The 25,622-nt window shown below is 69.0% G+C and carries 20 protein-coding genes; 8 read left to right on the top strand and 12 right to left on the bottom strand.

The window, feature by feature from the left end:
* Positions 1-112: 112 nt before the first annotated feature.
* Together ACIA1L_RS25770 and ACIA1L_RS25765 are read left to right on the top strand one after the other, a co-directional pair.
* Positions 113-610 (top strand): hypothetical protein, encoded by a 498-nt coding sequence (locus ACIA1L_RS25770; protein WP_396075487.1) that lies wholly within the window; start codon positions 113-115, stop codon positions 608-610.
* Positions 611-621: 11 nt separating this feature from the next.
* Positions 622-1,008 (top strand): hypothetical protein, encoded by a 387-nt coding sequence (locus ACIA1L_RS25765; protein ID WP_396075486.1) that lies wholly within the window; start codon positions 622-624, stop codon positions 1,006-1,008.
* Positions 1,009-1,089: 81 nt separating this feature from the next.
* Here the strand turns inward: ACIA1L_RS25765 and ACIA1L_RS25760 are convergent, their stop codons facing one another.
* A complete protein-coding gene (locus tag ACIA1L_RS25760; RefSeq protein WP_396075485.1) occupies positions 1,090-1,473 on the bottom strand; it encodes a hypothetical protein in 384 nt (127 codons plus the stop codon).
* A 133-nt stretch (positions 1,474-1,606) separates the two neighbouring features.
* A complete protein-coding gene (locus ACIA1L_RS25755; RefSeq protein ID WP_396075484.1) occupies positions 1,607-1,978 on the bottom strand; it encodes a VOC family protein in 372 nt (123 codons plus the stop codon).
* Positions 1,979-2,187: 209 nt separating this feature from the next.
* Here ACIA1L_RS25755 and ACIA1L_RS25750 point away from each other — a divergent pair, with 209 nt between their 5' ends.
* From ACIA1L_RS25750 to ACIA1L_RS25740, 3 genes are all read left to right on the top strand, one after another.
* Positions 2,188-3,399, top strand: a complete 1,212-nt coding sequence (locus ACIA1L_RS25750) for an acyltransferase family protein (RefSeq protein ID WP_396075483.1) — start codon at positions 2,188-2,190, stop codon at positions 3,397-3,399.
* 256 nt (positions 3,400-3,655) lie between these two features.
* On the top strand, positions 3,656-4,126 hold the full coding sequence (locus tag ACIA1L_RS25745) for a hypothetical protein (protein WP_396075482.1): 471 nt from the start codon (positions 3,656-3,658) through the stop codon (positions 4,124-4,126).
* Positions 4,127-4,371: 245 nt separating this feature from the next.
* On the top strand, positions 4,372-5,079 hold the full coding sequence (locus ACIA1L_RS25740; RefSeq protein WP_396075481.1) for a hypothetical protein: 708 nt from the start codon (positions 4,372-4,374) through the stop codon (positions 5,077-5,079).
* A gap of 76 nt (positions 5,080-5,155) precedes the next feature.
* Here ACIA1L_RS25740 and ACIA1L_RS25735 read toward each other — a convergent pair whose 3' ends face one another.
* Positions 5,156-5,632, bottom strand: coding sequence for a hypothetical protein (locus ACIA1L_RS25735; RefSeq protein WP_396075480.1), 477 nt, complete (start codon positions 5,630-5,632; stop codon positions 5,156-5,158).
* Between the two features lie 271 nt (positions 5,633-5,903).
* On the opposite strand from ACIA1L_RS25735, the gene ACIA1L_RS25730 reads away from it, so the two are divergent.
* On the top strand, positions 5,904-6,407 hold the full coding sequence (locus tag ACIA1L_RS25730) for a hypothetical protein (protein ID WP_396075479.1): 504 nt from the start codon (positions 5,904-5,906) through the stop codon (positions 6,405-6,407).
* A 251-nt stretch (positions 6,408-6,658) separates the two neighbouring features.
* Here ACIA1L_RS25730 and ACIA1L_RS25725 read toward each other — a convergent pair whose 3' ends face one another.
* The 3 genes from ACIA1L_RS25725 to ACIA1L_RS25715 form a co-directional block, all read right to left on the bottom strand.
* Positions 6,659-7,537: a bile acid:sodium symporter family protein gene (locus ACIA1L_RS25725; RefSeq protein ID WP_396075478.1), complete on the bottom strand. Its 879-nt coding sequence runs from the start codon at positions 7,535-7,537 to the stop codon at positions 6,659-6,661.
* Between the two features lie 266 nt (positions 7,538-7,803).
* The gene (locus ACIA1L_RS25720; RefSeq protein WP_396075477.1) at positions 7,804-13,599 is read right to left on the bottom strand and encodes a toxin TcdB middle/N-terminal domain-containing protein; all 5,796 of its coding nucleotides are present in this window, start codon (positions 13,597-13,599) and stop codon (positions 7,804-7,806) included.
* Positions 13,596-17,015 carry a hypothetical protein gene (locus ACIA1L_RS25715; RefSeq protein ID WP_396075476.1) on the bottom strand — a complete coding sequence of 1,140 codons (3,420 nt, stop codon included), beginning with the start codon at positions 17,013-17,015 and terminating at the stop codon, positions 13,596-13,598. Before ACIA1L_RS25715 ends, ACIA1L_RS25720 begins: the two co-directional genes overlap by 4 nt.
* A 263-nt stretch (positions 17,016-17,278) precedes the next feature.
* On the opposite strand from ACIA1L_RS25715, the gene ACIA1L_RS25710 reads away from it, so the two are divergent.
* On the top strand, positions 17,279-17,827 hold the full coding sequence (locus tag ACIA1L_RS25710; protein WP_396075475.1) for a hypothetical protein: 549 nt from the start codon (positions 17,279-17,281) through the stop codon (positions 17,825-17,827).
* A 64-nt stretch (positions 17,828-17,891) separates the two neighbouring features.
* Here ACIA1L_RS25710 and ACIA1L_RS25705 read toward each other — a convergent pair whose 3' ends face one another.
* On the bottom strand, positions 17,892-18,083 hold the full coding sequence (locus ACIA1L_RS25705) for a hypothetical protein (RefSeq protein WP_396075474.1): 192 nt from the start codon (positions 18,081-18,083) through the stop codon (positions 17,892-17,894).
* Positions 18,084-18,214: 131 nt separating this feature from the next.
* Here ACIA1L_RS25705 and ACIA1L_RS25700 point away from each other — a divergent pair, with 131 nt between their 5' ends.
* Complete coding sequence (locus ACIA1L_RS25700; protein ID WP_396075473.1) at positions 18,215-21,322, top strand: AfsR/SARP family transcriptional regulator; 3,108 nt, start codon at positions 18,215-18,217, stop codon at positions 21,320-21,322.
* A gap of 51 nt (positions 21,323-21,373) precedes the next feature.
* Here ACIA1L_RS25700 and ACIA1L_RS25695 read toward each other — a convergent pair whose 3' ends face one another.
* Genes ACIA1L_RS25695 through ACIA1L_RS25675 form a run of 5 tightly spaced genes read right to left on the bottom strand, consistent with a single transcriptional unit; the run spans position 21,374 to position 25,499 of the window.
* Positions 21,374-21,832, bottom strand: coding sequence for a S26 family signal peptidase (locus ACIA1L_RS25695; RefSeq protein ID WP_396075472.1), 459 nt, complete (start codon positions 21,830-21,832; stop codon positions 21,374-21,376).
* A complete protein-coding gene (locus ACIA1L_RS25690; protein ID WP_396075471.1) occupies positions 21,829-23,676 on the bottom strand; it encodes an ABC transporter ATP-binding protein in 1,848 nt (615 codons plus the stop codon). The genes ACIA1L_RS25695 and ACIA1L_RS25690 overlap by 4 nt, the downstream gene beginning before the upstream one ends.
* The gene (locus ACIA1L_RS25685) at positions 23,673-24,203 is read right to left on the bottom strand and encodes a TlpA family protein disulfide reductase (protein WP_396075470.1); all 531 of its coding nucleotides are present in this window, start codon (positions 24,201-24,203) and stop codon (positions 23,673-23,675) included. Before ACIA1L_RS25685 ends, ACIA1L_RS25690 begins: the two co-directional genes overlap by 4 nt.
* A gap of 10 nt (positions 24,204-24,213) precedes the next feature.
* The gene (locus ACIA1L_RS25680) at positions 24,214-24,723 is read right to left on the bottom strand and encodes a MauE/DoxX family redox-associated membrane protein (protein WP_396075469.1); all 510 of its coding nucleotides are present in this window, start codon (positions 24,721-24,723) and stop codon (positions 24,214-24,216) included.
* Positions 24,720-25,499 (bottom strand): BTAD domain-containing putative transcriptional regulator, encoded by a 780-nt coding sequence (locus tag ACIA1L_RS25675; protein ID WP_396075468.1) that lies wholly within the window; start codon positions 25,497-25,499, stop codon positions 24,720-24,722. The genes ACIA1L_RS25680 and ACIA1L_RS25675 overlap by 4 nt, the downstream gene beginning before the upstream one ends.
* Between the last annotated feature and the right edge of the window lie 123 nt (positions 25,500-25,622).

Below are 25,622 nucleotides of genomic sequence, written 5' to 3'. Positions count from 1 at the left end.
CTCTTCTTAAGAAATCCGGCGGATCGGATAGCTGTGCGGTAGACTGCCGCAAAATCGCGATTCCCGGAAGGCTCGATCGAAGGTGACGCTAGCTAACATCTCCAAGTCGGAAATGCAGCGGGTCCTACATTGCGCCGCCACCGACGTTGACCGGCTCCGCACCGCCCTCTCTGAGGCCGCATCTGAAGAATACGCGAATATGCTGAGCGGCAAGTATGCTCTAAATACCATCAGCGCCGTGCGAGAGTTCCGACTGTATCTCATCATCAAGCACGCCTACCCAAATGCCGTCCCCGCAGCCGAAGCTGTCGCTTTCATATTTAGGATGTCCGCGTCTCAAGGGCGGGTACTGCTGTCTACGGTCTTGAAGAAGTATCGGGAGGAGCTGCGGCCGAACACGCGCTCGGCGACGAAGACCTTGATCGGAGATGTATCCGTCAGTGATGATGGGGCTGTTTTGCCCATACCCACGGGATACCTGGTTGAAGCGATGAACGACGAGATCTCCGAACTGGGTGAAAACCTGCGTAAGGTTTCCCTTGTTCCAGGAACAGCCTCGATCTACAAGATCCCCAAGGATACATATACAGCGCTCATGGCCCTGTCATAGTTGGAGCAGATATGGCGAAGATGGTGACCGCAGACCTTCTAAGTGCGTCATCCTTGATCGCCACCTGCATCGGCGTGCTTTACACAACCTGGTATTTGGAATTTAGCAAAGCTCTAGAACTGGACAACATACTTACTAGCACCGAGAAGAAGCGGCACCGAAAACTTCTTAAAAGACTACTCTTCGTTCGCGCCATTCCACTGGCCTTCGCGACAGCGCTTTTTGCTGCCGCGCTAGCTGCACCCGCTTGGCAGGTCGTTTCTGGAGTGTCTCCAGGGAAGCCCTACGATCCTGTTTTGGCCTGCTTCGGCGTAGTCTCTGTGGTCGTCTTGATCATCACCGCTTCGATCATTTGGCTATGCGTCCGCCTTGTCAACTCCTGGCGCAAATTGGGCTGATGAGAAGCGAAGACAATAGCCATCACATGACACTCAACTGCCGCGATCTGCGTGCCGGTTGCCGACGAACCGCCGCTCGGGTCATTGATTCGGGTCGAGTCCGAAGGTACCCGTACGTGCTCGGCGAGAGCCCTCGTCGTCGAGCCACTCGACGGTGAGGAGCATGCCGCGGTAGCGGAACAGGCCGCGCTGACAGTCCTCCAGCTCTTCGAGCACGGTGTCCGCGTCCTCCACGAAGTCGTCGAATCCGCCATTGTTCAGGACGAGGTAGCCGGTGACTTGCTCGCGCGGCGCTGACCAGCGGCGCCACCAGAGGTGACCACCGAGTTGCCACCAGCACGCGTCAAAGCGTAGGTAGAGAATGCCGAACGGCTCGCCTTGATTCGCGAGCGCGCCGGCCCGCTCGCGATAAGGGTCGAATCGAGGATCCCGGTCGGCGTGGCCGGGCGGCGGATTGAACGGCACATGCCCATGATCCCCTACACGGATCTGCTGTTTGATCGTGCGCGCCCGGCTTGCCGCCCACACTCACGCTGCGTGTGCTCGTCTCAGGCCCACGCGAGCTTCGGCCGAGTTGAGTGCGTCCGACTGGTGAGGACTATCGCCCTGCGGTGGAGAAGGTCATGCAGAATTCGTTGTCGGCCGGATCAAGCAGTACGACCCAGCCGGCGCCATCGGGTGTGCGGTGGTCGCTCGAGACCCTGGCGCCGAGCGCCAGCAGCCGATCGACCTCGGCGTCTCGGTCGCGATCGCCTGGCTGAAGGCAGACGTGCACACGGTTCTTCACCGTCTTGGCCTCGGGAACAGATTGAAAATACAACCGAGGTCCATCGGGTGCCTCGATGGCTACCTCGGCGGCGCCCGGCGTGTACTCCGGAGGTACGGCCGAGCCGATCACCTCGCTCCAGAACTGCGCCAAGGAGTACGGATCGGAGCAGTCGAATGAGACATTGCGAATGAAGGATGTCACGAGCGCTCATCGTAGGTGTTGCTGCTGCGCGGAGCACTCTGCCGTGCGCCCAACTGCCGCTTCGGGCGTGCTGGCGTTCATGATCGCTGGTGACGCATGGTGGTGTATGGCTGCCTTGCGAACTGCCTAAGTCCTTTACCTGGACGTTACGACGCGCCGCCGATCATCGCTCCCGACCAGTTGGTGGTCCTTCGAGAGGAGACGGGACCATGTCGACGGAACCGGGGCGCAGGCTTGCCGCGCTCGATGCTCTCCGCCTGTTCGCCGCGCTAGCCGTCGGGCTGTTCCATCTGACGGCCATCTGGGCGCTGGACGGACACCGGCCAGCCTCCGATCTTCTGCCGGAACTCAGCCGGTACGCCGTCTATGGGATCCTCGGGGTTCAGCTCTTCTTCATGATCAGCGGGTTTGTGATCTGCATGAGCGGCTGGGGCCGGAGCCTCGGCGAGTTCTTCGCCTCCCGAGCAGCGCGGCTCTATCCGACCTACTGGGCGTGCGTCGTGGTGTCGGCAATCGTCATCGTGCTCCTGCCGGTCAGCGGCATCATGCCTTTCGCCCCGCCCGTGACGCTCGGCGGCGTCGCCATCAACCTCACCATGCTCCAAGAGCCGCTCGGCGCGCCGTCAGTGGATCCGGTGTACTGGACCCTCTGGGTCGAGCTTCGCTTCTACCTGCTGTTTGCGGCCTTCGTGGTGGTGCCCGGCACCACCTACCGACGCACGGTGATCTTCTGCGTCACCTGGCTCACCGCGGCGACGATCACCCCGGCGGTCAACAGCCCGCTGTTTTCCCTGGTCACCCTCGGCGCAGCCGCGCCGTATTTCGTCGCCGGGGTCACCATGTTCCTGATGCGCCGGTACGGCAGTTCGCCGCTGCTATGGGCAATCATCGCCTTCTCGTGGCTGATCAACATGTATCACCTGAGCCTTGGACCGGTGGTCCAGCCGGGCTGGGAGGTCGCGATCTGGCCGGCGCTGCTCATCGTGACTCTGGCGTACGGCGTCCTGCTCCTGATCGCACTGGGCTACACCGACTGGCTGACCTGGCGGTGGTTGACGGTGGCGGGAGCGCTGACGTTCCCTTTCTACCTGCTGCACCGCCGCGTCGGTTACGTGCTGGTCCAGTACGGTTACCTCCACAGCGGGCTGCCCGCCGTCGTAGTCGTCTTCGGCGCGATCGCGGTGCTGCTCGGCGTCTCCTGGCTGGTGTACCGGCTCGTCGAGGTGCCCTTCAGTCCACGGTTACGCGACGCCGTGCGGCGCGGTCTGGCGGCGGCGCGGTCCGCAGCTCCCGTCCCTGCGCCGGCTCCCCGCCCCGCTAGCCCGGACCGTCACAGCGAGTCGGTGTTGTGGCCCGGAAAGGAGGCAGCGGGCGTAGCCAGCAACGCAACTTCCCCGAATCCTCCGCTGCTAGATCGCTGAGGCGGGGCATGGTGTCCTCTCAGGCAGGGATCATCACCCACCACGCCCCCGACCCCTACTGCGACTGGGGCCGACCCCAACCCTGCCTCCAGGTAGGTATCGCCGCCGTTCCCCCGAGGGACATGATCCGCGGGCAACCTAGCGGCCGAACGCACTAATCTTCCGCGAACCGATCGCTACGCACCGTAGTGGCCGGCCACGCGACGGTCGCTTCCTGACACCGGGTCGACGAGCCGCGCTGGGCTACCGTGCACGCGTGCCCAAGTCTGTGGATCTGTCGACTCCGGCTTCGCGCCGGGAAGCGCTCCGGATGGTGGACGTCGGCGACCCTCGTCCCTACCACGCGATGCTGCGGGAGATATTCGACCTTGAAAGGGGCTGGCGTGAAGGTCCGGACAACGGCGAGAGCGACGAGTACGAGCAGATCTACCTGACTGCCTACTTGCTGTTCCTGATCGGTGATCCCGCCGACTCGCTCCGCCTGTACGCGGCGAAGTTCTGCACCGGTGACATGGACCTGGGCATCGGTTTCGATGCCCAGGCAGTCTTCGGAGCGGGTCGGGACGAAACGCTGCGATGGCTCTCGGACAACGGGCACACCGACGTACACGCACGCCTTTCCGAATGGCTGTCGCATGCGGAGGACCCGACGATCGAAGACTGGGTTCAGCACGTACACGACTACTTCTACTCAGCGGACGACGTCCTGCTGCTCGACGCGCTTTGACTTCAGCTGCCCGGCGTACCGCAGCCGTTGGGGCGGCTCGATCTGCGCATGCTTTTCTGCCGCCGATATTGCGCCGCCGGTATCCGCAGAGTAGGTGAGAAGTCCGGGCGCTGAAGGACCCGCCGACGCGGGTCGTTCAGGCTTAGTATCTTTCTCCTTACAGTGCGTTCATGCCGAAATTCCGCCAGGTGCATGTGTGGCCGGACACCGGCTTCGCAGAGCGGCGCTGGAACGACGACCCCGACGTGGACGCCTTCGCCCGGATCAGTAGAGGCATCTGCGAGGCGTACAGCCAGGCATTGCCGGGACTGACGCTGGACGCACGGGCCTCGATCATGCGGCTGAACGCCGACCCCGGCGCGTCGCGGCGTCCGCCGCCGGCGCTCGACGCGCCGCTCGAGGACATGGTGGAAGTCAGCGCCCGGTTTCTCGGCTCTCAGGAGAATGGATGGGTCGCAGTGCCGACCGGTTTCGCGATGTTGCCCGCCGACCAAGCGCGCCGGCTGAGCCTTCGCGTGGTGCACCACGGGATGCTGGAGCTGGCCCGGGCGCTCGGCTGGGATCCGGTCGTGCTCGCCGGCGCGTTACATCACGTCGAGGCGAGGGCACTTCGCTACTGGTCGGAAGGCCCGTGGAAGTCGGCGCCGGATCGACGACATCGGGCTCGCGCCGTGGCCGGCATTTCTGACGACGGGTTCGGACACGTCCATGTCGAGGTGGTCACCGCTGCTGGCGACCTGATTGTGCGCACCGAACACTTCGATGCCGCCTACCACGGTGATGACCTGGTACGGGCGTGCAAAACGCTGCGCTGGAAGGGCTCAGCGCGGGTCAGCATGGATCCGTACGGTTTTACATGGACTGATCAGCATCGGCGGACTGTGATCGACCTCGACGGTGGACATTCCGGAGCGCCGCGGGGTCAGGTAGTGGCGGACTGGCGCGGGAAGTGATTCATGCCGCGTCGATGCCGGCGGGGAGCCAGGTCTCGACACCTTCGACATGGCGCGGTGCCCGTCGCATACGCCGTCACACCGGGTAGACGCGGTACTGCAGCTCTTCGTCATACCGGAGACCGGTGACTGCCGTGATGATCGACCAGAGGAAGTCTTCGTCCGGGCCCCAGGACGGCAGGGCAATATCGGCCTCGACCAGCAGTGGCGTTCCTTCGTCCTCGACGGCCACGCCGTCGGCGTAGACGCAATGCCGGGTGCGTTCCCCGTTCGTGAACAGCGTGAAGCCGTATGTGCTCGAAACACTGCTGAAGAAGACCACCAAAGCGTCGGCCGGGTCGGTCGGCTCCCAGCCCATGACCACATCCATCATCGGGTTCCAGACCTGCACCCAGCCATCCGACTCGGCGGCATAGAGGGCGTCGGGCTTGAGGGCGCTGGTAGCCTCGTCGGCTCCGACCAGTTCGCCGCTGAACTCTGTGCTGGCGAGGTCGTCCACAGCCTCGTCCACCGTCACGTCCCGGCGGAAGAGCACCGAGGTGTTCCAACCCATGATCAAGACCTTTCCTTGTACGGCGGGGCCGCCGCCCATTGTTCAGTGCGGCACGGCAGGGCAACGTGGGAGGGCTATCTCGTGAGATGCCCCGACGACTTGCTCGCAAGAAGACCCCCTACCTGCGGCCCTTTTTTCTGACGGCCGACATATCCAACTCGGGTGCGGCGGATTGGAGCAACTCCCTGCTCATCAGGCACTCCGGCGGACTCCCGTCACCGGTGGCCGCGAGATCGGGAAAGGCGGCGCCGGGCGTCCTAACCTGAGGGGCATGTCCTACGTCGCCACCCGTGACGGACGCCGGAATCGCAGCGCCGCACACCGGGCCCCAGCTGTCCCTGACCGGATCGACGACCTGCACGGAGGCAGCCTCGGCGTGCTGGAAGTGCCGCGCCACATGGCCTGCGGGCATGCCAGTCGACGCCAATACGACCTGGAAGATCCCGCTCAACTGCGGCACGCCTACGAACGGGTGCTGTGCGAGGCGGCCAGCTGCGGCGAGGTAACAGATCTGATCAACCCGGCGGTGCTGCGCCGGGTATGGCGAGACCTGCACCTGCCGTCCCGGGTTCGTGAGGCGTGGGAGACACGGCATCCGAGTTTGCGCCGCACGGTGAAGCGTTTCGGGAAGGGAACCGTGAGCGGCGAGGATGCTGTCACCACCCGCACCCCGGGCGGCCGACCTCCCGCTCGCGGCTTCGCCCGCCGTGGCCGGACCCCGGTCACCAGAATCACTACCCGGCAGAGTCCAGGCATCGCGAACATCACGACATGACCTTCGAGCGTGGCACGGATGAGGCCGGGAGCCAGCGTCGGGTACCGGTCCGACCGATGACCTTGATGTGGCGCGCTCCGTCATATCGGGCGGCGAAAGCGTCGCGATCGCAGGCAACGCTCCAGCCGAGTGGGGATTGGCCTCGCCCCGTCTCATGAGCCAGCCCGAAATCGACCCGGACCGGTATCGCCCGTCCATAGGTCGTGCGTGGACCCCGCTGGCATGCCATGCCCACCGAAGGTTCAGACTCGTCAGGCAATGGTACGGGTGCGGGCCGGGTCGAGCCGGCTCAGGATCATTCCGGCGGCCAGGGCGAGGGGGAACATGACGACCCCGTAGACGGCCGCCGGGACGGCCAGTTCCTCGTTGCCGAGGACGCTGACGGCGATCGCGATGGCCAGGGTGCTGTTGTGCACGCCGACCTCGAAGGCGGTCGCGATGGCCTGCCGGGGGCCGACGCCGAGCGCGCGCGGCGCGAGATAGCCGATGGCGAGGCTGCAGACGCAGAACAGGGTGGCCGCGAGGCCGACGTCGGCGAGGTAGCGGCCGATGTTCTCGCGCTCCGCGGCCAGCGCCCCGATCGTCACCGCGGCCAGGGCGACCGCGGACGCGATCCGCACCGGCTTGTCGGCGCGGGCGGCGAACCCGGGCGCGAACCGACGCACCGTCATCCCGATGGACACCGGCACCAGGACAATCGCGAACACCTGCACGGTCTTGGCGAACTGCAGGCCGATGTCGCCCGCCCCGGCCGGATCGAAGGAGGCCACCGACAGATTGACCAGGACCGGCAGCGTGAGCACGGCGATCAGCGAGTTGACCGCGGTGAGGGTGATGTTCAGGGCGACGTCGCCGCGGAAGAGATGGCTGAACAGGTTCGCGGAGGTGCCGCCGGGTGAGGCCGCGAGCAGCATCATGCCGACAGCCAGCAGCGGGTCGAGATCGAGCGCCACGACGATCCCGAAACAGATCAGCGGCAGCACCAGCACCTGTGCGGCGAGCGCCACCCCGACCGGCCGGGGCTGGCTGCCGATGCGGCGGAAGTCGTCGACGGTGAGCGACAGGCCCAGACCGAACATGATGACGGCGAGCGCGACCGGAAGCCCGGCGGTCAACAGCACGGAATCCACACTGTCCCCTTTCGATGGACGCGGCGACGTGAACCGCGGACACAGTGACGGGGACCACTCTGCGGCCGGGTTGCCGAGATGATCGCACCGATATCCGGTCACGTCGATGGGCCGGTCCGGCAGTCCTCCGTTTCCCGGCGTCCGGGCCGATCCGACCAGCAGTTCCGCTATCCGCAGGCTCGAGGGTGGCTACCGTCGCATCGGACGGTTGGTGAACGGATGGGATGCTGGGCGAGCCTGCGAAAGGCTCGCCCAGCACCCGTGATTCACCAGGTGCCGCTCTTGGAGGTTTTGGCGCCGCTGTTCTTGATGGCGTCGATGAGGTCGTCCACCAGGTCGAAGGCGAACAGGGTCGCCGTGGCCTCGATGAACAGGGTCATCGCCACCGGGTTGAAGACGAAGGTTTGCAGGACGTTGAAGCCGGTCGACGCGCCGAAGTTCACCGCCGCGCCGGCTGCGCTGGTGGCAGCGGCCTGAGCGCCGGTAGCTGCCGCCGATCCCGCAGTCGCGCCCGCGTTGCCGGCCTCGCCGGCGGCTTTGGCGCCTTCGGCTGCGGCTTTCTGCCATTCGGCGCCGGTGGGCATGCGGGGGTTGATGTTGCCGGTGCCGAACCAGCCTTGGGCGAAGCCGTAGCTGGCGAGGCCGAACACGAGGCCGGTGACGAGGCCGGCGAGGGCTGACTGCCAGGTGCGTTCCCAGATGTCGCCCGCTGAGCCTTGCCCGCCCGCCCAGCCGGCGGCGAAGCCGGTGGCGGCGCCCAGCAGGAGGCCGCTGACCGCACCGGCGAGCAGGTGGGTGATGAGGGCTTTCGCGCCGAAGGCAGCCGCGAAGCCGGCGCCGGCCAAAGCTCCGCCGAGGGCCGCTGCCCCGGCGAGGGCCGCCCCGAGCAGGATGCCCAAGGCGATGTCTCCGCCGGCTTGGGCTGCGGCGATGCCGCCGACCACCGCCCCGGCTGCCATGGCGGCGAAGACGCCGATCATCGCGCCGAGGCCGATGAGGCCGACGCCGAACGTGACGACGGTGAGGACCACGACTGCCACCACGGCGAGGATGGCGAGGGCGATCTGCCACCAGGCGCGCCCGGCGGGGTCGCGCAGGGTGACCGGGTCGTTGGCGGCGTACGCGTACCGGTTGAGTCCCGCCGGATGCCAAAGGTCCGGCGCGACGGTGTCCGGCACCAGGTATCTGCCGAGCGTCGGGTCGTAGGGGCGGGCCGGGGACAGGTAGAGGCCGAATTCTTCGACCAGGTCGTACCCGTCGTAGGTGGCTCGGGGGCGGTCTCCCGCGCCGATGGTCAGGATGCGGCCGTGCGGGTCGTACGTGATCTGTTGCAGGATGGTGCCGCCGCCGGTGGTGACGAGGGTGACGGACCCGCGGTGGTCGGTGTGCCAGTGGGCGACGGGGCTGCCCGGTGCGAGTTGGCCGATCCGGGTGCGCCCGTCGGTGACGAACAGGACGAGTTGTCCGTCGCGGAGTTCCACCAGGTCGTCGAGGAGTGTTACGCGTTTGGTGACGCCGCCGGTGGTGGTTTCGCGGATGGCCTGTTCGTCGAAGGCCCCGTAGGACAACGCCACGGTGGTGGTGGCGCTGACGATGTGGCCGAGGCGGTCGCGGCCGTCGTAGGTGAATGCTCCGGCCGGGCTGCTGGTTTGCCGGCCGGACGCGTCGTAGGCGTAGCTGCCCGGCCCGGCGGTGGTGACGGCGGTCGGTGGTGCGCCGTTTTCGCCGTAGAAGAACGTGCCGACGTCGGAGCGGGAGGTGATGTTGCCGGCCGGGTCGTAGGTGTAGTCGATCGCGGTGCCGCCCGCGGGTTCGGCGCGGATCAGCTGGTAAAGGTCGTCGTGGGTGTACGCCCAGCCAGTGGCGGCGGTGACGTGGCCGGACAGGTCCCGGATGAGGTCCTGCCGGTGGAGGACCGCCCCGGCGGCGTCGCGGATTTCGGTGGAGACGAGCCGGGACAGCAGGTCGAATTGCCGAAGGGTGCGGACGCCGCCGGCGTACACCGTGCGGATCGGGCTGCCGGCCGGGTCGTAGTCGATGGTGTCGACGACGCCGGAGATGGAGCGCAGGAAGCCGCGGCGGTCGTACCCGTAGGTGAGCACGGGGCCTGGCACGTCGCCGGCTGCGCCCGGGTAGCCGATGGAGGCGACCCGGCCGAGGCGGTCGGTACGGCGCCGTACGGTGAAGGCCTGGCCGTTGGTGAGCACCACCCGCCGCGTGTCGACTTCGCCGCGTACGTCGTAGTCGAAGCTGATCGATCCGCGGGCGTCGTCGACGCCGGCGAGGCGGCCCAGCCGACGTCCGGGTGCTCCTCCCCCGCCCACGTCGGCGCTGTCGAGGTAGCGGTACTGGACGTCGGGCTGTCCGGTGGCCCGGGTGCGAACGACCCGGTTCAGCACGTCGTAGTCCTGTTCGGCGAGCTGGCCGGCGGCGTTGCGGCGTTGGATGAGGTTGCCCGCCGCGTCGTGGACGAACAGGACCGTGCCGGCGGACGGGTCGTCCACCCGGATCCGGTGGCCGAGGAGGTCGTAGTGGACGGTGGAGGTGCGGCCCTGCGGGTCGGTCATTGTGGTCGGCTGGTCGCGCAAGTCGTACATGTAGCTGGTGGTGATCTCGATGGCTCCGGCGCGCGTCACCACCTTGCCCACCCGCCCGGCCGCGTCCAGGTGGAAGCTGGTCGGGGTGTTCTCGTGCGGGCCGCCGGCCCGGGTGTCCTCCTCGTCGAACAGGTCGGAGCGGCCGGGCAGGTGTACGCCCAGCCGGAAACCACCGTCGGGCAGGTCGACCCGGGTGGGCCGGCCGAGCGCGTCGTAGCTGGTCGCGGTGTGGGGTAGCGCCGGCGTGGGCCGCTGCGGGTCGGGTCCGGCGGGGCTGCGGTACGGCAGGTAGGCCCGGGCGGACAGCCCGCGCGCGTTGCGGGCGATCGCTTCGCCGACCACCCACGTCCCGTCGTCGTCGAGTCGGGCGACCCCGACGTCGTGCCCGTCAGAGTCGAGGAACCGTCGCGTGGTGACCCGGTCGGTGCGATCGGCAGCCGGGAACTCGTCGGTCTCCACCGCGGGTCCCGCGGCGCCGAGCAGGTAGCGGTAGGTGACGGTCGGGGCGGTCGGTTCGTCGCCGGGTCGGAATTCGGCGGCCAGGCGCCCGAGCGCGTCGTACTCGTTGCGCCGGGTCCCGCCGTTGCCGTCGCCGAGGGTGGCGAGGCGCAGGGCGCGCCGGTTCACCTCGGCAGCGATGTCGTTGCCGCGCGCGTCGATCCGGCGGACCGGGAAGAGGCGCTCGGCGTCGAGGTGCAGGGTGACCGGGTTGCCGCGCGGGTCGAGGCAGACCAGCGTGCCACCGGTGCTGCGGTCGTAGCGGCGGGCGTACACCCACCAGCCGTCCTCGCCGGGGCGGCGGTGGTAGCCCAGCGCAGCCGGGTCGATCGCGCCGCCGTAGATGTCGGCGACCTGGTCGTCGCGCAGGGCGAGCCGTTCCTCCGAGGTGACCAGCCCGGCAGCGACGACGCCTTCGGGCAGGCCGGTGAAGGCCGGGCCGTCGTAACGCAGGACCCGGGCGTCGACCACGATCCCGTCGCGGTCCGTCTGGGTGATCCGCGCCGGCTTGTCGACAATCCAGGACACCGGGTCTGTTGCGTACGCCGTCAGCGTCCGCAATTCGGCCGTGGCCCCGGGATCGGCGGCGAGTTCGTTGCGTTGCTGCTGTTCGGTGATGTTGCCGTACGCGTCCCAGGCGACCGTGGTCGTGATCGTGCTGCGCCAGGCGGTGGGGGCGCCGTCGAGGTGGTCCTCGCGGCGTTCGACGAGCCGAGGCGACACCGTGGGGCCGGCAAGGTGTGCCGTCCAGGTTTGGCGCACCTCGAACAGTGGGTCGTCCACGTCCGGGTCGGCGTCCGCCTCGTACCCGGCGGAGCGGATCACCCGGCCGCGTAACACCTGAGCGGATAACCGTTCAGCGTCGGTGGGTGGCCGGTCCACCCGTTCCGGAGTACGGCCGAGGTGAAACTCGGTGCGCTTGAGCAGCGACGCGACCGTGGCGTCGCCCTCTTCGACCTCGTCCACCCGGGCGAAGCCGAGGAAACGGCGCAGGGCCGGATCCCAGTGCCCGTCGTGATAGCGGAACCGGCTGATCCGGTCGGCGCCGGCCGGGTCGGTCTGCGCGACCCGGCGCACCACCGGCACGGGGAACGGCAACGACGTCGTCCACGTACGGCCCTGCGCCGCGTCCCGCTGCGACTCCTCGGTCGACGTGCCGTAGTCGATCGCCGTCTGGTGGCCGAGGCCGTCGTCGACCCGGTGCAGCAGGTACGGCTTCGCGTCCAGGTCGAGGTGGTAGGCCGCCGGGCGGCTGCCGTGCCGGGTGGCGAGCAGCAGCCCGGTGCAGCCGATGCCGCGCAGATCGACGGGTTCGACCCGTTCCGCGGTGAGCCCCGGGACCGGCCCGATCGTCCGTTCTTCCTCGAAGGTGGTGCCGCCGCGGTTGGTCCAGATGCGGACGACGTCGGTGTCGACGTACACGAGGTCGGCGCAGCCGTCGCCGTCCACGTCGGTGAGGAACAACCGTTCGGTGCGGTAACCGGCGGGCAGAATCGGGCTGTTCGCCATGGTCCGGGGTGCACCCCAACGGTCGTTGCCGAGGTTGGGCCAGTAGCGCACCTGGCCGTTGCGGACCTCCACCAGGTCGACCGGCCCGGCACCTGTCATCGGGGCGACGTGCATGTCCGGGCTGCGCAGATCCACCCCGGCCAGCGGGTCGGAGCCGCTGACGACGCGACGGCCGACCGACCGCCAGTCCTCGCCACCACCGTCGCTGGTCGCGGTGGTGAGCAGCCCATCGGCCACGCTGATCAGGTCGGCGGCGCCGTCGCCGTCCAGGTCGAGCAGTCGGACGCCCGGGTCCATCGGGGTGAACGTCGGGGCGTACGGGCTGACCACCGGTGCACCGAGCACGCCCGCGCCGTCGACCGGGTAGCGGTGGCGGCGGCCCGCGCCGACCCCGACGAGGTCGACGCGACCGCGGCCGGTCAGGTCGGCGGCGAAAAGTGCGGTGCCCGCGGGCAAGCCGGGCAGGCCCGCGCGGCCGAGCGGGCGCGGCGGGTCGAACTGCAGGGCGCCTCGGTTGCGGGCGACCGTGGGGACGCCGCCGAGGATCACCGCGTCCGGCAGCCCGTCGCCGGTGAGGTCGGCGACCGTGCCCTCCGGCCGGGCCAGCGCGGCGGCAAGTGCCGTTCCGGTGGCCCGCAGGCCGAATGCCGAGGTGGTGTAGTCGAACGCCAGCCGTGGGAACGTCTCGACCTCGCCGGCCGGGCCGTGCCCGGACAGGGTGATGCCGGCGAGCAGGCTGTGCCCGGTGGGTTGCCCGGCCGTGTAATCCAAGGTGTAGCGCCGCAGCAGAGACGGCGTCTGGCCGGGAGCGTGTAGTTCCACAGTCGTGCAGCGCCGCAGCAGCGACCGCAGGAAGCCGGACCGCCCGTCCAGCACCGGATCGGGTCGGGTCTCGTAGCCGAAGTCCAACCGGTAGGCAGCCCAGGCCACGGACGTCAGGAGTCCGTCGTCCCAGGTGTAGCCGATCTCGTCCCCGGACGGGCGGATCGACCGTTCGACCAGCCACCCGGTCACCCGGATCGGGTCGGCCGGGTCGGCGATGCGGGCCGCCGCGGTGCTACCGAGGACGTGCCGAATCCCGGAGCGGTCGGTGAGGGTGAAACCGTCGCCGTCGCGGTGGATGCGCCAACCCAGGCCGTCGGTCTCCGGCACGAACCGGCCCGGCTCCCCCGGCACCTCGACGAGGCGGCCGGCGCCGGCCAACCGGTAGGCGCCATCGGTGTGCTCCACCCGTACGGTGCCGAGCGACCAGCCCAGCCCGAACTCAGCGTGACCGAACGCCGTGCTGTATTGCAGCGTCAGCTGCGGGGTGTGGCCGTCGACGCCGTGCGGCAGGTCCAGCGGCACCGCATAGCCACCGCCCCCGGTGTTCAGATCCGGCGTGAAGCTGCCGCCGATCCCCCCGACCGCACCCCCGCCCTTCGGCAGGGCCAGCACGTCGGGTCCGGCGCCGTTCACGCCACACCGCGCGGGGTGAAGTCGTACTCGATGAACAGCAGGATGTTCTCGACGGTGGCCCGGTCGGCGGGGTTGGCCGTCGTGGCGATGCCCCACTCCCCGCCCACCGCGCCGGTGGTCAATGCGGCGAGCGCGGGGTCGCTGGACGGCACGCGGCCGGTCGCGTCCGGGGTGACCGTGGCGGTTGCCCCACCGGGTGCGGTGATGGTCAGCGGCACCGAACCCGCACCGAGCAGTTGCAGCGAGATTCCGCGCACCTTCGGGTCGAGGTGTTGATGCGGCAGATGCTCCGGGCCGACGGTGATGGTGGCCGTGCCCGCGTTCTGCCACAGATAGAACCGGTCCGGGAAGTCGTTGCCCAGGCTGAACGACGTGCTCGCGCGCAGCGCTTCGGCAGGCACCGGCCGGGCCGCGATCTCGGTGGCGAGCGCCCGGTCGAACTGCGCCTCGTAGTGGAACGTCACCTGCACGTCCACGATGAACCGGAAGTCCACGTCGTTGATCTCCGGCGGGAACCGCAGCACCCAACCCGACGCCATCCCGACGCCCTCGAACACGCTCAGCAGCTCGGGGCGCGGACGGAACATCATCGCGTCGTTCCGCGTGTACGCACTCAGCAACATCGTGTCGATGTCCTGCAGCCGCCACTTCGTGTCCCCGGCCAACGACCGGTACTGCGAGACGCCGCTGTTGGTCAACGTGCCGCGCAACCCGCCGGACGGCACCAGCCCGATCAGGTTCACCTCGACCGCCTGCACCCGGTGGTTGTACGAGCCCGGGTAGCTGCGCTCCAGATCGGACAACAACGTGTCGAACTGGATCTCCCCGGTGCGCCGGAAGCCGGTCGCGAACGCGTACGGGTAATGCTCGGCGAGCGACACACTGTGGCTGGCCCGAAGCATCTTGTGCGTGGTCCGGGTGATCCGGTCGTAGGTGAAGTAGTCGATGTCGGCGAGCAACTGGTCGGAACCGAGCATCCCGTTCACCACACCAGCCGAGTAGTCGGACCGGATCCGGTCCACCACCGCGTCGAAGTCGAACTCGTACGCCCGCTCCATCATCCGCGCGATCCGCGTCGCCCAGTACAGGTACCGCTGCGCCTGCTGCTGCATGAAGTCGGCCAACGCGCGCCACACTTCGGGCGTGAGCACGCTCGCCTCGAACGCCGCGGCGAGCTGCTGGGCCTGCTGGCGGCGCAACGTGGCGGCCTGCGACGACAACACGGCCGCCTGCGAGCGGGCCTGCGACAGCGCGACCTGGTTGGCGGCCTGCGTCGCGGCGATGCCCAGCTCGTTCGCGGTCTGCTGCATGCGCAGCAGCTCGTAGTCGCGGCTGATCTGGCCGAGCCGCTTGCGGTCGGCGGCGATCACCTCGTGGATGTCCCGGCCGTCGCCGGGGATCGGGTTGTTGAGCTCCCAGTCGTTCTGCGAGCTGTACCAGGCCATCTCGGTTTCGAGCCGGATCTGCTCGTTCGACATGGTGTTGAACGCCGACCGGGCCGCGTCCGCGTTGGCCTTGCGGGTGTTCGCCAACTGCTGCGCGGTGTTCGCCAGGGTGACCTCGGCCTGCGCGGCGACGGCCTGCTGCTTCGCCACCGCCTCGTCGGCGGCGGACGCGGCGGCAGCCTGGTTGAGCTGCATCCGGGTCAGCTTGCCGGAGTCGTAGCGCTCCATGAACTGAATGAAGTCCCGCTCGGCGGCCTGCGCCTGCTGCCCCAGGAACCGGGCCGCATTCTGCAGATAGTCGAACGTGAACGGCGGCACGAACGCGGCCGGCACCCCGAACCAGTCCAGATGTGCGACGAGCTGCTGCACCTTCGCCGCGATGTCCAGCACGACCGCGCCCAGCCCGGGATCCAGCCCGTCCGGCAACGTCGCCGGGTCGGCCAACAACGTCGCCACGCGCCCGCCGGTGGCGGTCAGCGCCGCGTGCGAGAACACCGCCGCGTCACCCTTGCTGCCATCGGCCGCGACGATGCCACCGTACGCGGCCAGCGCCTTCGCGAACTCGTCGGACTTGTACAGGCTGTCGCCCTCACCGAGATGCGTCTGCGCAATCCGCAGCCACAGCGCCGGCGCCTCCAACTCGGCGTTCAGGTACGGGTAGTCGGCGGCCCGATAGAGCCAGGTCCGGGCGGCGGTCCAATCGCCCTGCCCCGCGTACGCCTCGGCCAGCCCGACCGGAATGACGTAGTAGAACAGGTGCGCCAGCTGCACCGACAGATCGGCGGCGGTGAACACGCAAGCCCGCAGGTCGAAGTGCGACTTGGCGGTGAGGCGGGCCTCGTACCCGGCCGACAACAGCGACTCGACGGCCGGCGTCTGCGACTTCTGCCAGCTGACCGTGCGGATCCCGGCGCCGAGCACCACACCGGCGCTGTAGGTGACGGCCCGGTCGGCCTGCTCGATCGTGCTGTCCAGCGGGCGGCTGGACCAGGCCGTGGCGACCAGCGGATCCCGCAGAATCAGCTGCGCGCCCTGCCCGAGGGTCTGCTGCACACCGCTGCTGCTGGCCTTCTGGTCCAGCTCCTTGATCTCTACGGCACCTCGTTCCAGCGTCGCGGTCAACCCGTTGGTGCGCCCGCTGTTTCCGGCCCGGCCCAGGGACTTCACGACGTCCAGAGCAATGCCGGCCGTACCGGCGGCGACCCGGGACCGCTCGTCGGTCTGTTTGAAAGCACCCTCGGCCTTCGCCACGTCGCCGCGAGCGGCACTGACGATGGCGAGGTTGTGCGCGGCCTGCGCAGCGCCGAGCGAGTCCTCGGCGCCCTGGAAGCCCTCCATCGCCACGCCCAGCATCCGCTCGGCGCGGTCCAGGTTGCCGAGCTGCACGTATGCAGCACCGGCGTTGAGTTGCAGCCCGGCGCGGGCGGCCCGATCATCGCCGGCCAACTCGGCGGCGTTGCTGAAGTGTTTGACGGCAAGCTCGTAATTGCCGTTATCGAAGGCGTACTGCCCGAGCGCCGCAGCGTCCGAGAACGTGCGGGCCTTGTCGTCGCCCGCGTGCGGCACCGCCTGGGCGCCCGCGGCGAAATCGCGGATCGACCCGGCGTCCAGTCCGGCCTGGATCACCGGCGGTTCGACCACCCCGGGCACGAGGTCGGCGAGCAGGGTCGCGCTGGCCCGGACCATTTCCTTGAGGTGCGACAAGTCGTGGGGTGCGGCGTACCGGTCGCCAAGGCCGCGCGGGCCGCCGGGCGACAGCAGTCGGAAGATCCGGTTCCGGACGTTCTGATAGACGAACACGGCTTCCCGGTAGTTTCCGGCCAGCACGAGCGCGTGCGCCCGAGCGGTCTCGGCACGCACCTCCTCGAGCACCCCCGTTCGCGGCGAGCTGGCGGTCAGGACGGTCTCGGCGTAACTGGTGGCGAGCGTCGGGTGGGCCGAATAGAGCATGGTCGCAGCAGCGATGGTCATGAGAGCTCCCGGACGATGGTGAATCCACGACAAGTGCGAGAACTCGGTTTACCTCCAGGTAGTCGCCTCGTGACCTGTTGTGTCGGAGATCCTGCACCTGAGCGCGGCACAGAACGGCAGGTACCGGCGATCCGGGCGACAAACACGCCGACCGTTGCTGTCCGGAATGCGTCTCGACGAAGATCGGCAAGTCCCGGCGGTCGACCGCTAGACCCGACCATGCTGATTCCGGCCCACCACCACGTTCCCGTTAGGAGCCGGTAATGCGCATCCTGGCCGCCCTCACCGCCGCCGCTGCAGCCACCGCCATCGTCGCCACCGCATCGCCCGCGAACGCGAATCTGCTCTTCTACGGCGCCGACGACCTCAATTACGACACCGCACATCTGCGCTGGGAATTCAGCACCCCGGGTGGCGCCTATTCGGGCGGCATCAAACAGACCGCCGATCCCGTGCACCGCCAACTCGGCTGGCTCAAAGAAAGCGCCGCGGGCAGCACCGGCTGGGGTTCACTGGGCCGCACCGCGAAGGTGGCGCCACCGACGCCGACCGGCACCAAGTGCACCCTGCGCCTGTCTTTGCGGACGGAAACCGTGGGGCGGACCAGCACCGCGAATGTCGAGGTGATCAACCCCACCACCTGGACCTACCTGGCCCTCAACAAGGTGACGGTCGGCAACAACTGGGCCGACGTCCAGACCACCGACTGGTACAACGGCCCGGAAACCGTCTACTTCCGCGTTTCCCTCTTCGGTGACTCCACCACCAAGGTCCTCCTCATCGACGACCTCTACTGGAAATGCGCGAGCTGATCAGGAAAACGGAGAACGGGGAGCGCCGGTGGGCGCTCCCCGTTCTCCTGCGGTCATTCGGAACTCAGTAGCAGCCGCGCCGGAAGTAGATCTCGGTGCGGCACTGGCCGTGCGCCATGAAGGTGCGCATGCACTTGCAGGTGCCGGGCTGCTGGTACATCCAGCACTCGTTGTCCGGCGCGCACCCGGCCGCAGCCTGCGTCCGCGGAACCGCCATACCGAGCATCTTGTCCGCCAGCTTTGCAAACATTGTCATCAGTCCTTTTCGGTGGCACTCGTTGTTGACGTCGCCAACGCTAAAGACGGCACATACAAATGCCGGCACAGATCACCTACAGGCCGCGGGGTATCTTGAGCCGTCGCAGTTCCGGTGGCGCTGGAGAGAACGTGCACTTTGGGGTACTCGGCCCGTTATCGGTCATCGGGTCGACGGGAGAGCCGATTGTCATCGTGCCGCCCCAGCAACGAACGATCCTGCGCGTCCTGCTCGCCCGGGCCAATCACGCCGTTCCGGCCGACACCCTCGCGACCGCACTGTGGGAGGAGGGTTCAGGGCAGCGGTCAGCGGGCGCCCTGCGCGTCCTCATTCACCACGTTCGCCGCGCCATCGGCGCCGACCGGATCGTCCGGGACCCGGATGGCTACGTCCTGAGCCTGGCACCCGGGGAAGGCGATGCCCAGGAGTTCATTCGCCTCGTCGAGCACGCCGGCGCACTCACCCTCGCGCGGAAATTCGACGAAACACGCCGTACGTTGCGCCAGGCGCTGAACCTCTGGCGGGGTCCCGCCTTCGAGGACGACGACTCCTGCGACCTCGTCCGCACCGCCGCCGCGCGCCTCAACGACCGGCGGATGACCGCCTACGAAGACCTCTTCGACCTGGAAATCGACCACGGTCGGCACCGGGAAATCTGCGCGGAGCTGCTGGCGATCGTCCGGGACCATCCCCTTCAGGAACAATTCGTGGCCCAGGCCATGACGGCGCTGGCGGGCAGCGGCCGCGAAGCCGAAGCGCTGATGCTGTACGACCGCACCCGCCGGCTCCTCGGCGAAGAACTAGGCGTCGACCCCGGCATCCGCCTGCGCGAGCTGCACCGCCACCTGCTCACACCAACACCTCCAGCACCGAATCCCGCTCCTGCTCCTGTCCCTGTCCCTGTCCCTGTCCCTGCTCCTGCTCCTGCTCCTGCTCCTGCTCCTGTCCCTGCTCCTGCTCCTGCCGTTGTTTCCGCTCCCGTCTCTGCCCCTGCTCACGCCGTGCCTGCGCAACTTCCGCCGCTCCCGGCGCACTTCACCGCACGTCAGCAGGAAGTGGAGATGCTGTGCGATCGGCTCCGTGCCGACACCAATGGCCCGGCTCTGGCCGGCATCGCGGGGATGGGCGGCATCGGCAAGACCACCCTCGCGGTCAAGGTGGGGCACCGACTCGCTGCCGAGTTCCCGGACGGCCAACTCTTCGTGGACCTGGCGGGCAGCGCGCCGGAACCGGCCGACCCCGGACGGGTCCTGGGTGCGTTCCTGCGGGCGCTCGGCATGACCGCGGCCGCCATCCCGGACGGCACCGAGGAACGAGCGGCGCTCTTCCGGACCCGGCTAGCGAACCGCCGGGTCCTCGTGGTGCTCGACAACGCGGCAAGCGCGACACAGATCCGCCCGCTCCTACCCGCCGGCGGCGGCAGCGCCGCTCTTGTCACCTCCCGCTCCCGGGTAGCAGCCCTGGACGGATTCCATTGGACAGACCTCGGGTTGCTCTCGCGGGCGGACGGCACCCGCTTGTTGCAGGCAGTTGCCGGCGCCGACCACGACGGGGCCGACGAGGCCGCGGAGGTCGTGGCGCTCTGCGGCCGCCTGCCGCTCGCCATCCGGATCGCCGGCGCTCGACTGGTTGGCCGTCCGCATTGGACTTTCGCTCGGCTGGCCGGGGCACTCCAGGCCGAACAGAGTCGCCTCGACGAACTGGCGGTCGACGACCTTGCCGTACGCGGCTCGCTGCACCTGAGCTACCAGGCCCTGCCCGCCGATGCCGCCCGGCTGTTCCGCCGCCTCGGCCTGCTCGACAGTGGCGACTGGAACGCCTGGGTCGCCGCGACGCTGCTCGACACCTCGGTGGCGACCGCCGAGCGCCTGGTCGATCAGCTCATCGACGCGCAACTGCTCTCGGTGACCGGCACCGGACCCGGGCCGCACTTCCGCTACCGGCTCCACGACCTGGTCCGGATCTATGCCCGGGAGCAGGCGTACGAGGCGGAGCTGGAAACCGACCGCGACACCGCGCTGGCCCGTGTCTGGGCGGCACTGGTGGAAATCGCTACCGAAGCCGACCGGCGCTCGCCGCTGCGCATCCTCGCCGCCGTGTCCACTCTCACCGGCGCCGCAGCGCCGGTTCACCCGTGGATCGACGAGCTGTTGCCCGATCCGGCGGCCTGGTTCGACGCCGAACTGACCATGGTGATCTGGGCCGCACGCGCCGCCTCCACCGACTCGTGCAGTGCGCCGGCCTGGCAGGTCCCGGCGGCGTCGCTGCTCGCCTTCCAACCGCGCGGCCTCTTCCAGGAGTGGCGAGAGACGCATCAGCTCGGGCTGTCAGCGGCCCGCATGGCCGGCGACAGCCGCGGCCAGGCGGTGCTGCACCGCAACCTCGCCCACCTGGAGATCTTCGGCGGCGGCGGGGATTGCCACCGGGGCGCGGCCGAAGCGGAGCAAGCCCTGGCGTTGTTCCGGTCCACCGGCGATCGGCTCGGCGAGGTCGACGCCCTGTTCCTCCGGTCCGCGGCTCATCTGCGCCTGGGCGAGCTGGCAAAGGCACTTCCCGATGCGCAGGAGGCGCTCCGTCTCGCCCGCGCCACGGGTGACCGGCGCGCTGAGGCGAACCTGTTGCATCACGTGGGCTGGGTGCACCGGATGAGCGGTGACCTGTATACGGCGCTGAGCCACTTGGACGAAGGTGTCCGGCTGGCCGACGAGGGCAACTACCTTCGGCTCCGGATCTGGTTGTCGCTCGCGGTCGGCATCGTGCACCGGGAGCGAAACGACCTCGCGGCGGCGGAACTTCACCTCCGCCAAGCCCTCGACGCGGCCCGCACGGCCCGCACCGAAGGCGACATCGCCAGCATCCTCAACAACCTCGCGGCGCTGCAACGCCGCCGCGGCAATATCGCCGGAGCCCAGACAACGGCCGAAGAAGGACTGCAGGCCAGCCGAGCAGTCGGACTGGCTTTTGCCGAGGGCGACGCGCTGATCACCCTCGGCGAGATCGCCAACGACGCGGGGGACGGCGAGCGCGCGTACGCCCTGCTGGCTGACGGGCGCGACCGCATGGTGCGGCTCGCGTCCGCGTACGGTTCGGCACGAGCCTGGAAGGCACTCGGTACCGCCGAGGACCTCAACGGCCGACCTGGCGCCGCCCGGGCCGCCCGTCACGAGGCGCGGAGCCTCTATCTGAAGGCTGGCAACGCGGCGGAAGCGGAAGCTCTCGACGCCCTCCTGGACGAATAGCTGCCCGACAGCACGGCTCGGGGACCCGCAGAGCAGGCCCCCGAGCACGTGTCACAGGCGTCGTGGCGGCAGGTGGACCAGGACGACTCCGAGCACCCGGTTAGCCGGGACGAAGCCGAACTGCCGGGAATCGAGGCTGCGCCGCCGGTTGTCGCCCGCGACCACCAGCGTTCCCGGCGGTACGACGCGCTCCGACGATGCCGGCACCGAATCCGGCGGCGTCCGGTCACCGCCCCTCGCCACCACCCGTTTGACCAGGTAGTACCGGTCGTCCAGGGCGGCAGCACCCAACGGCGGGCGGTCCCATCTCCCGTCGTCGTCCGGCAGTTCCAACACGATCAGGGCGCCGCGCCGCAACCGGGCGCTGCTCCTCCGCCGGATCAACACCCGGTCACCCGCGAACAGGGTGGGCTCCATGCTGCGACCGGTCACGTCGACGACCACCAGGCCACGCCGCAGCACCCCGGCTGCCACGGCCACCACACCGAGCGAGAGCAGCACGCCCCTCACCGCGCCTCCTGCCGCTGCTGGGCCAGGTACGGGCTGGCCTGGAGCTGGAACAGTCGCGCGTACCGGCCACCGGCGGCCAGGAGACCAGCATGATCGCCCTGCTCGACGACCCGCCCCTGGTCCAGCACGACGATGTGGTCGGCGGCCCGTACCGCGCCGAGCCGATGCGAGATCAACAAGCTGGTCCGTCCGTGCCGCAACTGGCGCAGCCGCTCGTGCAACTCGTGCTCCGCCGCGGGGTCGAGACCCGAGCTCGGCTCGTCCAGGATCATCAGCTCCCGGTCCCCGCGGAACATTGCGCGGGCGACGGCGAGTCGCTGCCACTGGCCGCCGGAGAGCTGCACTCCGACGTCGTCCGGGGCGTCGGAGTCGCCCGCGAACACCCGGCTGAGCAGGGTGTCGTAGCCGTGCGGCAGCCGGGTGATCACGCCGTCGACGCCGGCCTGCTGGGCAGCCCGCCGGATCCCCGGCGTGTCGTCCAGGGCGCTGACGTTGCCGATCGCGATGTTCTCGGCCGCCGACAGGTCGTACTCCATGTAGTCCTGGAAGACGACGGTGATGCGGTTCCGCAGTTCCTCCGGCGGCAGGGTACGGATGTCCACACCGTCCCAGGTGATCGCACCGCGCGTGGGTTCGTAGAGTCGGCAGAGCAGCTTGACGAGGGTGCTCTTGCCCGCCCCGTTCGCACCGACCAGCGCCAGCGATCGCCCCGTGGGAATCGTGAACGTGACGCCCCGTAGCACCCACGGACCGGTGTCGGCGTACCGGAACCAGACGTCCCGCAGTTGAATGCCGCTGCCCGCCAACGCTGCGGTGGGCAGTGCCGGCCCGGCTACGACTTCGGCCATCGGTTCCCTCAACACCGCGAGGTAGTGCCGGTACAGCAACGCCTGCCGATGCGTCATGGCGAGTCCCGACGCCAGATCACTGCCGATGGAGCCCAGAGCACCCACCGAGATGAGCAGCAGCGAGACGTCGCCCATAGACAGCCCCGTACCGGTCGACCGGATCCCCCACATGATGGCTGCGGCAGCCGGAACCGCGACCAGAAGTGCCGCCGCGGCCTGGAGAACGAGGTCCTTGCGGTCCATCCGCCGGTATTGCCGATCCACCACCTGGCGATCGGCCAGCATCCGGTGGCGCAGAAAGTCGCCGAGCCCGAACAGCCGGATCTCCTTGGCCGCTTGCAGATCCACGAGCAAGCCACCAAAGAAGATCTCCCGTCGCTCTGCCGGGCTCACCGTCCACAGCAGGGCAGCGCGTCCTCTCGACATCGCGAGATGACACAGGACCACCGGTACGCACGCCAGGAGCAGCCCGCCGGCCAGGAGCGGACTCAGTGCCGCCAGCGCCGCAAGCACACCGACCGCACTGATCACGCAGCGCGCCACTGACAGGAAAGAGTCGGTGACGGCGGCCGGGGTGTCACCACCAGACTGGCGAGCGAGCCGGACCCGGTCGTGAAACGCCGGATCCTCGAGGCGAGCCAGCCCGACCGGCTTGGTGACGGCCCGATACAACTCGTCGGAGGCCCGGCAGCTCAACCGCCGCTCGATCTCCCGCCCGACGTAGTGCTGAAGCAGCGGCACGCAGGCGGCGGTCAGTGCAGCACCCGCCAGGACGGCGCCCGCGATGAGCGCCGCTGCACGTTGGCCGGCGGCAAGTTCGTCGAATACCCGCTTGGTGGTCAGCGCGGTCGTCAGCGGCACCAGCCCGGCGACGATCGCCAGCAACAGTTGAAGGACGAGCCTGCCGGGGGTGGTCCGCAGGGCGAAAACCAAGGCGGCCAGTACGGCCGTCCCCACCCGGATCTCCAGGTCGGGACGGCCGCCACGGCTTGTCATGCGGCAGCACCGACGTGCACCGGCTCGGCAGCTGGCAGGCCGAGCGCGGCGATCCGGCCCCGGTCGCCCATCGTGCAGATGGACGGGTAGGCCTGCACGGCGAACGCCGCCACGATCGGCGCGGCCCGGGAGGCCACCACGACCTGGGCCACCGACGCCAGCATGCGAGCGTCGTCAGCGGTCGTCTCCTCGTCACCGACCAGCACGGCGACCACACCGGTCCGGCCGGCAGCGTGCGCGGCGGCGACCCGGGCAAACTTCGGCAGCATCTCCCGACAGGGTTCGCACCCTGGCGTGAAGAAGCCGATGAGAGTGCCGGCGCCCAGATCGGCGGCCGTGAGGGTTGCGGCATCGACCGTACTAGCCGCAAAGTCCGAGACTGTTTCCCCCGCCGCCTTGATCGCCGGGCCCTGGTCCGGGTTCAGCAGTTGGGCGTGCTCCCGCAACCGACGCAGAGCGCCGTAGGTGAGCACGAGATTGAGCACCAGCAAGGCCGACACGGCGCACAACAACACAGGTACGAACACAGTTTCTCCTTCATGGGGTTACCCGGATGGCACGGACGGCCGCACCGAGGGCTTCGAAACGGACGATGCAGAGGCAGAGCAGAATCCCGGCGACGGCGGTCGGCACCGTCAGGGGCAGAGGCGGCGCGACCGCTCCACCGATCGCTAGCGCGACCAGCCCGGCGTTGCGGACCGCGTGCAGCCCCGACACCATGGCCGTCGGTTCGCCGAAACAGGCGCACGGGACATCGCGATCCGCGAGCAGCAGAACGCCACCCAGCAGACCGACGGACAGCGCCACGGCGAGCCATCCGCCCACCGGTCGCCACGGGGGAACGGCGAGTGCCACCGGCACCGCAGTTTCCACAGCCACCAGCGCGGTGACGGCGATCCCGGCTCGGACACCGGTCAACCCGGTAGCTGCTTGCACGAGACTCAGCGCGGCCTGGCGCTGCACCCGGCCCCGCGCCTTGTTCCATGCGGCGACGGAGAAGGTCAATCCCACCGCGACCAGACAGGCCGTCGCGACGTGGCCGATCACCTGGCACCCGCCGGGACGAGCGGGTCGCGCCGGAGGATCGCTCGATGGAGTTCCACCAGTTCCACGCCCGGCTCCAGCCCCAGCTGGTCCAGCAGCACCGCGCGGACCCGCTGGAACGTCGCGATGGCACCGGCGGCGTCACCACACCGGTAGCGCGCCTCCATCAGGTGCCGCCAGGCCCGCTCGCGGTACGGATGCTCGGAAAGGAACCGGCGCAGGGCAGGCACCGCCAATGCCGTCTGTCCCACAGCGATCAGCGCGGAGGCCCAGTCCTCGAAGACGGCTAGGCGTTCCTCGTCCAGGATCGTGAACAGGTTGTCCAAGGCGAACGCCCGCGGCACGTCCTCGCCCGCCCGCCCGTCCCACAGCGCCAGCGCACGCCCGAGCGCATCCACCCCCAAGTCGAGCGACCCCGCGGCAAGCGCCGCCCGGCCGCGCGCCACCAGCTCGGCGAAATCGTGCGCGTCGAACTCGCCAGGCAGCACGCGAATCTCATAGGCCCCGGGTCGGGCGAGGATGCGCTCGCCGCCGATCGCCTGCCGCAAACCAGCCACGTACGTTCGCAGGTTCGCGGCGGCGGACTTCGGCTCCGCTTCCCACCAGATCAGGTCGGCGAGCCGACTCATCGACACGGGACGGTTCGCGTTGAGCAGCAGCACCGCCAGCAGTGCCCGCTGCTTCGGCCCGCCGCAGTGCAGCCGTTCCGGGCCGCGGGTCGCCGTCACGCGGCCGAGAATGCGGAACCGCAGGGCTGCATCCGTATCTCGCAATGCCATGCCACCTCCTTTGTTGCTGACGGAGGCAACCCTGCCAACCCGGCATTGGCTCAGCGTTGGCTCGGCGTTACTCGGGTAGGCAACACCTGGCTCGTGCCGTAGTGGTCATGCTCAACTGCCGGC

Origin of the sequence: Actinoplanes sp. NPDC051859, from assembly GCF_044452725.1 — a bacterium.
Classification (GTDB): domain Bacteria; phylum Actinomycetota; class Actinomycetes; order Mycobacteriales; family Micromonosporaceae; genus Actinoplanes.
Note: the sequence above shows the minus strand (reverse complement) of the source record. Positions and strands in the feature narration are given on the sequence as shown.

Excerpts from the sequence above, each read along its gene's own strand:
- ACIA1L_RS25770 (WP_396075487.1), top strand. The coding sequence starts at position 113 with ATGCAGCGGGTCCTACATTGCGCCGCCACCGACGTTGACCGGCTCCGC.
- ACIA1L_RS25765 (WP_396075486.1), top strand. The coding sequence starts at position 622 with ATGGCGAAGATGGTGACCGCAGACCTTCTAAGTGCGTCATCCTTGATC.
- ACIA1L_RS25750 (WP_396075483.1), top strand. The coding sequence starts at position 2,188 with ATGTCGACGGAACCGGGGCGCAGGCTTGCCGCGCTCGATGCTCTCCGC.
- ACIA1L_RS25735 (WP_396075480.1), bottom strand. The coding sequence starts at position 5,632 with ATGGGTTGGAACACCTCGGTGCTCTTCCGCCGGGACGTGACGGTGGAC.
- ACIA1L_RS25730 (WP_396075479.1), top strand. The coding sequence starts at position 5,904 with ATGTCCTACGTCGCCACCCGTGACGGACGCCGGAATCGCAGCGCCGCA.
- ACIA1L_RS25715 (WP_396075476.1), bottom strand. The coding sequence starts at position 17,015 with ATGACCATCGCTGCTGCGACCATGCTCTATTCGGCCCACCCGACGCTC.
- ACIA1L_RS25710 (WP_396075475.1), top strand. The coding sequence starts at position 17,279 with ATGCGCATCCTGGCCGCCCTCACCGCCGCCGCTGCAGCCACCGCCATC.
- ACIA1L_RS25705 (WP_396075474.1), bottom strand. The coding sequence starts at position 18,083 with ATGACAATGTTTGCAAAGCTGGCGGACAAGATGCTCGGTATGGCGGTT.
- ACIA1L_RS25690 (WP_396075471.1), bottom strand. The coding sequence starts at position 23,676 with ATGACAAGCCGTGGCGGCCGTCCCGACCTGGAGATCCGGGTGGGGACG.
- ACIA1L_RS25675 (WP_396075468.1), bottom strand. The coding sequence starts at position 25,499 with ATGGCATTGCGAGATACGGATGCAGCCCTGCGGTTCCGCATTCTCGGC.